Raw genomic sequence first — 709 nt, forward strand, 5'->3', positions numbered from 1 at the left:
AGCCCTAGCCAAACACCCAAAACAGCCATCAGCGCGAAATTTGGCAGGATTTGAGCCGGTTTCGTCGTCCGGTCTAGTAGTTTTCCGCCACCATACCGCAAACATACACAATCAAGCAACTAGAACTAAGTAGTTGATCAGTCTTTCAGCCACTAAACACAGCCTGTAATCTTCTAAAGTTATTACGCTACAGGCTGTGCGGCTGGTAGTACCTTTCTTGCCTTAATAAATTGACACTAAGAGGTCTAACAAATCCTCTCCTATGGCATCATCTATTATCGAATTTCTTTGTATATCGGCAGTTGCTTTTTCTATTGCTTTTTGATTGGTATGCTTTCTTGCATGGCTTTTGCTATCAAATAACCCTTGGTAAAGTCCTAATGTTTCTTTCAAATCACCCATGAAGCCAAACTTATAAACTTGTCTATGCTTTAAGATATTGTGTTTTTTTAGTTCAGTATTAACAGCATTCAAAAATGCATCATATCTATTAGTTACTACGATTCCGCCAATATTTTTACACTTAAATTTTGTACAGACTTTTCCTCTAGTAGCTATGATTAATGTTTTCTCATCAAATGTTGCTTCTTGCTCTTTAATTATTTTTCTGCCACTCTCTGTAATGACCTCTTTTTCTACCATATAGGTTTCTTCTATATTAATTAACGAGCTTTTTTTAATTGAGTTTAAACAGCTCTCTATTCGTTCA

The 709-nt window shown here is 36.1% G+C and carries 1 protein-coding gene; it reads right to left on the bottom strand.

The features are described 5' to 3' along the window. Nucleotides 1-222 precede the first annotated feature (222 nt). Nucleotides 223-709: hypothetical protein (locus NP590_RS20465; RefSeq protein ID WP_256604599.1), on the bottom strand; the 487-nt coding region annotated here is incomplete at its 5' end.

The sequence above is a fragment of the Methylomonas subterranea genome, from assembly GCF_024505185.1.
GTDB classification, from domain to species: Bacteria; Pseudomonadota; Gammaproteobacteria; order Methylococcales; family Methylomonadaceae; genus Methylomonas; species Methylomonas subterranea.